4 protein-coding genes and 1 pseudogene are annotated in these 6,003 nt (G+C 70.0%); 3 read left to right on the top strand and 2 right to left on the bottom strand.

Features of this window, described 5'->3' with window-relative positions:
- The first annotated feature begins 204 nt into the window (after positions 1 to 204).
- The 3 genes from C1I99_RS28175 (at position 205) to C1I99_RS28165 (ending at position 4,341) form a co-directional block, all read left to right on the top strand.
- Positions 205 to 1,401 (top strand): thiolase family protein, encoded by a 1,197-nt coding sequence (locus C1I99_RS28175; protein WP_111137236.1) that lies wholly within the window; start codon positions 205 to 207, stop codon positions 1,399 to 1,401.
- Complete coding sequence (locus C1I99_RS28170) at positions 1,398 to 3,470, top strand: 3-hydroxyacyl-CoA dehydrogenase NAD-binding domain-containing protein (RefSeq protein WP_111137235.1); 2,073 nt, start codon at positions 1,398 to 1,400, stop codon at positions 3,468 to 3,470. Before C1I99_RS28175 ends, C1I99_RS28170 begins: the two co-directional genes overlap by 4 nt.
- 112 nt (positions 3,471 to 3,582) lie before the next feature.
- On the top strand, positions 3,583 to 4,341 hold the full coding sequence (locus C1I99_RS28165) for a flagellar basal body-associated FliL family protein (protein WP_111137234.1): 759 nt from the start codon (positions 3,583 to 3,585) through the stop codon (positions 4,339 to 4,341).
- An 86-nt stretch (positions 4,342 to 4,427) separates the two neighbouring features.
- Here C1I99_RS28165 and C1I99_RS32945 read toward each other — a convergent pair whose 3' ends face one another.
- Positions 4,428 to 4,760: a VOC family protein gene (locus C1I99_RS32945; RefSeq protein WP_438941457.1), complete on the bottom strand. Its 333-nt coding sequence runs from the start codon at positions 4,758 to 4,760 to the stop codon at positions 4,428 to 4,430.
- A 408-nt stretch (positions 4,761 to 5,168) separates the two neighbouring features.
- A pseudogene (locus C1I99_RS28155) lies at positions 5,169 to 5,762 on the bottom strand (transposase); the annotation flags it as partial.
- Positions 5,763 to 6,003 lie beyond the last annotated feature (241 nt).

The raw sequence follows: 6,003 nt of genomic DNA, 5'->3' as shown, positions 1-6,003 counted from the left end.
CCCCCGCCACCAGCCCTCCCCGGGGCCGTTTGATCATGAAGTTGTTGCCGCGACACGCCGGGCCAGACGACAACAACTTCATGATCAACGCGACGGAGTGGTGAAGCGGGAGTGTGGGGTGGGCCACACGGGAGTGGGTGCCGACGTTGGTTACTGGCGAGTAGCATCCGGGGGAACACGCCCGTGCCGGCAAGGAGGCTCCAAGTGCCCCGTGAAGTTCGGGATGTCGTCTTCGTCGACGGCGTCCGCACCCCGTTCGGCAAGGCGGGTGGCATGTACGCCAACACCCGCGCCGACGACCTGGTGATCCGCTGCATCCGCGAGCTGCTGCGCCGTAACCCGCAGCTGCCGCCGGAGCGGGTCGAGGAGGTCGCCATCGCCGCCACCACCCAGATCGGCGACCAGGGACTCACCATCGGCCGGACCGCCGCCCTGCTGGCCGGCCTCCCCAAGACGGTCCCCGGCTTCGCCATCGACCGGATGTGCGCCGGCGCGATGACCGCGGTGACCACGGTCGCCAGCGGCATCGCGATGGGCGCGTACGACGTCGCCATCGCCGGCGGCGTCGAGCACATGGGCCACCACCCGATGGGCGAGGGCGTCGACCCCAACCCGCGGATCATCGCGGAGAAGCTGGTCGACCCGTCCGCGCTGGTCATGGGCGCGACCGCGGAGAACCTGCACGACCGGGTCCCGCACATCACCAAGGAGCGCACCGACGCGTTCGCGCTCGCCTCGCAGCAGAAGACCGCGAAGGCGTACGCCAACGGCAAGCTCCAGGGCGACCTGGTGCCGGTCGCCGTCCGCGACCCGGAGGCCGGCTGGGGTCTGGCCACGGTGGACGAGGCACCCCGGGACACCTCGATGGAGAAGCTCGCCACCCTGAAGACGCCGTTCCGCCCGCACGGCAAGGTCACCGCGGGCAACGCGGCCGGCCTGAACGACGGCGCCACCGCCAGCCTGCTCGCCGCCGAGGAGACCGCCCGCGAGCTGGGCCTCCCGATCGCCATGCGGCTGGTGTCGTACGGCTTCGTCGGCGTCGAGCCCGAGGTGATGGGCGTCGGCCCCATCCCGTCGACCGAGAAGGCGCTGCGCATCGCCGGCCTGACCATCGACGACATCGGCCTGTTCGAGCTGAACGAGGCGTTCGCCGTACAGGTGCTCGCCTTCCTCGACCACTTCGGCATCGCCGACGACGACCCGCGGGTCAACCGGTGGGGCGGCGCGATCGCCATCGGTCACCCGCTCGCCTCCTCAGGCGTGCGGCTGATGACCCAGCTCGCCCGGCAGTTCGCCGAGCACCCCGAGGTCCGCTACGGCCTCACCGCCATGTGCGTGGGCATCGGCATGGGCGGCACCGTGATCTGGGAGAACCCGCACTGGGAGGGTGGCAACAAGTGAGCGCGCTCGCCGCACCGAACGAGGTCGTCACCAAGGCACTGCTGCGCCAGGTGAACGTACCGGGACTGGACCGTCCCGCCGCCCTGATCACCCTGGACAACGGCTTCGACCACACCAAGCCGAACACCTTCGGTCCGGCCGGGCTGACCAGCCTCGACGAGGCGATCACCGCCGCCCTGGCCGCGAACCCGGCGTTCATCGCGGTCACCGGCAAGCCGTACATCTTCTGCGTGGGCGCGGACATCGTCGGCCTGCCGGCGCTGGAGAACCGCGAGCAGGCGCTGGAGATCGGCCGGCTCGGCCACCGGGTCTTCGCCCGCCTGAAGGACAGCGAGATCCCGACCTTCGCCTTCGTCAACGGCGCGGCGATGGGCGGCGGCCTGGAGCTGGCCCTGCACTGTCACTACCGGACGCTTTCCGGCGGTGCGGCGGCGCTGGCGCTTCCCGAGGTCTCGCTCGGCCTGGTCCCCGGCTGGGGCGGCACCCAGCTGCTGCCGAACCTGATCGGCATCCCCGCCGCGACCCAGGTGATCATCCAGAACCCGCTGATGCAGAACAAGATGCTCAAGCCGAAGCAGGCGGCCGAGATGGGCATCGCCGATGTGCTGCTGGAGCCGGCGGACTTCCTGGAGCGGTCCCTGGAGTGGGCCGCCGGCGTGGTCCGGGGCCAGGTCACCGTGACCCGGCCCGAGGTCGACAAGGACATGTGGGCCGGCGTGCTCTACTTCGCCCGGCAGACCCTCGACGCGCGGCTGCACGGGGCGGTCCCGGCGGCGTACCGGGCGCTGGACCTGCTGGAGACGGCGAAGGACGCCGACTTCGCCACCGGCACCGCCGCCGAGGACGAGGCCCTGGCCGACCTGGTCTTCTCCGAGGAGCTGCGCAGCGGCCTGTACGCGTTCGACCTGGTGCAGCGGCGGGCGAAGCGGCCGGCCGGCGCGCCGGACAAGGGGCTGGCCCGCCCGGTCACCAAGGTCGGCATCGTCGGCGCCGGCCTGATGGCCAGCCAGCTCGCCCTGCTGTTCGCCCGCCGCCTCCAGGTGCCGGTCGTGATGACCGACCTGGACCAGGCCCGGGTGGACAAGGGCGTGGCCTACGTGCACCAGCAGATCGAGAAGTCGGTCAGCAAGGGCCGGATGGACAAGGGCACCGCCGCCAAGCTGTACGGCCTGGTCAGCGGCTCGGTCGACAAGTCCGTCTTCGCCGACGCCGACTTCGTCATCGAGGCCGTCTTCGAGGACCTGGGCGTCAAGAAGCAGGTCTGGGCCGAGCTGGAGAAGATCGTCAAGCCGGAGGCGGTGCTCGCCACCAACACCTCCAGCCTGTCGATCAGCGCGATGGCCGAGGACCTGGAGCACCCCGAGCGGGTGGTCGGCTTCCACTTCTTCAACCCGGTCGCGGTGCTGCCGCTGCTGGAGATCGTCCGGGGCGAGCGGACCGACGAGGCCACCCTGGCCACCGCGTTCGCCGTCGGCAAGCAGCTGAAGAAGTCGTCGGTGCTGGTCAAGGACGCCCCGGCGTTCGTGGTCAACCGGCTGCTCACCCGCTTCCTCGGCACCGTCTTCGCCGCCGTCGACGCCGGCACCCCGCTGGACGTGGCGAACGGCGCGTTGGACCCGCTGGGCCTGCCGATGCGCCCGCTCGCCCTGCTCCAGCTGGTCGGCCCGGCGGTGGCGTACCACGTGGGCGGCACCCTGCACGCGGCGTTCCCGGACCGGTTCGGCGTCAGCGAGAACCTCAAGCGGATCGCCGACTCGGGCCAGCCGATCGTGGTCGACGACGAGGTGAACGCCGAGGTGGCCAAGCTGCTGGTGGTCGGCGACCAGCCGCTGACCGCCGAGCAGGTGCGGCAGAACGCGCTCGACGCGCTGGCGCAGGAGATCCGGCTGATGCTCGACGAGGGTGTCGTCGCCGAAGCACAGGACATCGACCTGTGCATGATCCTCGGCGCCGGCTGGCCGTTCCACCTGGGCGGCGTCACGCCCTACCTGGACCGGACCGGCAGCTCCGAGCGGGTCACCGGCCGGCGTTTCCTGCCGCGCGGGGTGGCCAGCCTGCCCGCCGCCTGATCCACCACCGCTCCCCCGCGATCGTCTTTGTCATTCGGGCACGGGGCAACGCGACGGGATCCGGCCGGACTGGCTACGATCACCCGTCCTTACTCTCATCTGGAGCTGACTGATGTCCCACCCACAGGGCAACCATCCGACCGAGCCGGCGTACGGCTCGTACCCTCAGCAGCCGGGGGGCGACCCTGCGCCGCAGCAGCCCGGCGGCTTCCCGCCGCCGCAGGGCGGCTTCCCGCCGCCGCAGCCCGGGTACGGGGACCCGAACGCCCTCGCCGGCCCGCCGCCGAAGAAGAAGTCCGGCGTGGGCAAGGTCCTGCTGATCGTGTTCGCCGTGCTGCTGGTGCTCTGCCTCGGCGGCGCGGCGGTCAGCTACTTCGCCCTCAAGGACGAGGTCGGCGACGCGGTGGACGCGGCCAACACGCGGGTGGTCGCCCCGGAGACCCTGGCCGGCCGACCGAAGATCAACGACGCCGAGCTGCAGTCACTCTCCGACCAGATGGTCAGCGAGATGAAGTCGAGCGTGCAGAACGAGACCGGTGCCGTCGGCGCCTTCTACGGTGACCCGGCCAATCAGGACCTGGTCATGATCGCCGCCGCGTCGGGTCTCATGGCCGACCCGAAGAAGGAGCTCGACGACGCGGTCACCGGCCTCTCCACCGAGCTGGCGGTCACGGGCATGGCGGCGGTCGAGCCCGGCCCGCTCGGCGGGGACGCCCGCTGCGGCGACGGCAAGACCGAGGACGTGCCGCTGGGCGTCTGCGTCTGGGCCGACAAAGGCAGCGTCGGCATGATCGTGATGTTCTTCAAGTCCGGGGCGGAGGCGAAGTCGGAGTTCGCCACCATCCGGGGCCAGGTCGAGCAGCGCTCCTGAGCCTGCGACCCACGAGTCGGGCCCCTGCCGCGCGGCGGCAGGGGCCCGGCCCGGTTCAGGCCGACGGCAAGCCGGTCAGCCCGCCGTCATGCCGAGGGCGCCTGCCCGGCGGGGCCGACCCCGGCGTCCGGGGCCGGTGCCGCGGCGCGCTCGGCGGCGCTACGCAGCACGCAGAACTCGTTGCCCTCGGGGTCGGCGAGCACCACCCAACCGGAACCGTCCGGCCGGCGCTGGTCGGCGACCTGCGCCGCGCCGATGCCGAGCAGCCGTTCGACCTCCTCGTCCCGGGTCCGGTCGGTGGGCTCCAGGTCGAGGTGGAGGCGGTTCTTCACCGTCTTGCCCTCGGCGGCATAGCAGAACAATCGGACATCTTGACGGTGCTGGTAGAGGGTAACCCCGACGAAGCAAGAACCGATCAGCGACGGTTTGGGCGTCACAGGGTTGAGGGGTTCGAGTCCCGGGCGGCCCACAAAAGATCTTGCCAACCATGATTGATGGTCATCAACCAATTGGTTCACGGAACGTGATGGTTGTGGGCACCTTCAACCCCATTCGCACCGATGATGGAACACTTTGGACTACCGTAAGTGATGGGCTGAAGCGGCTCGCGCGGCGTTCATCGTCGGCTCGGCCACTGGCGTCCGAGGAGATACTTGAGCTGCGGTTACTCGCCCCGGCCAGAGGGTGCGCCTGGCAACCCGCAGCGCATCCACCCAGCCGCAACCAGCCGGCTACCCGAACGGGTCGGCGAGCACGGTCAGCTTCGCGCCGTACGCCGGCTAAAGATAGCCGTCGGGGACGTTGGCGTTCTTCCGCTGCCAGCCGATCGCCCCGTCGTGCTGCTCGCGCATGGACAACGCCTCGCGGGTGCCGTCCAGGAAGCAGAACAACGGGTGATACCCAAAGGTCATCTTCTACGTCTTGGACGCCGGCGCTTTGTCCGAATGACAGATCACGATGGAGGCGTCCAGATCGAGTACCGGTCCGGGGATCGTCAGCCCGGCCACCGTCGAGGCCGGTAGCCCGCCGCGGGTCTCGGCCGCCTGCGCCCACACCAGTTCCCGTGCCGTAGCGCGGGCCACCCGCAACCGAGCCATAGCATCACTGTCCACACCAGACAGCGCCCGCCATGCGGTCGGATCCGAGGCTACCTGTCCGAACAACTCCGCTTGGTCCCGCGGCACCGCCAGGTCGGCGATCGCCTGGCCACCGTCAGCGATCATCACCGCGACGTCCACCACGACCCGGCCCGGGTCATGCCCGCCCTGCCGCTGCCGTATCCCTGCGAGGGCTTCACCGAACGCGCCGGTCAACCCGGTCGCATCAGCGACATCGGCCAACAGCCGAGCGCCGGCGTGTCCCACCACGCCGCGACCATCGGCGCTCACGGTGATCTTCGGGCGGGTTCCGGTAACCTTCACCTGGCAGGTGCCTTCCGTCCGGGATGGACTGGGACCTCAGCAAGTCCTGTCTTGCTAGCTCAGAAGGCACCTTTCCATTCTTGATCCACAGTATGGCCGCCCTTAGCGAAGGGCCCTAGATGAATGAGTCCTAAGTCTGAGCTGGTCAATGGGTATGAGGCTCCAGGGCTGCCGCCGCCCAGGCCCGGCTTTATGATCACCTTCATGACCTCCGCGCTTGTCTTGATTGACCTGATGCCCA

It is taken from the genome of Micromonospora deserti, from assembly GCF_003236335.1.
GTDB lineage: Bacteria > Actinomycetota > Actinomycetes > Mycobacteriales > Micromonosporaceae > Micromonospora > Micromonospora deserti.
This window is presented reverse-complemented; position numbering and strand designations above follow the sequence as displayed.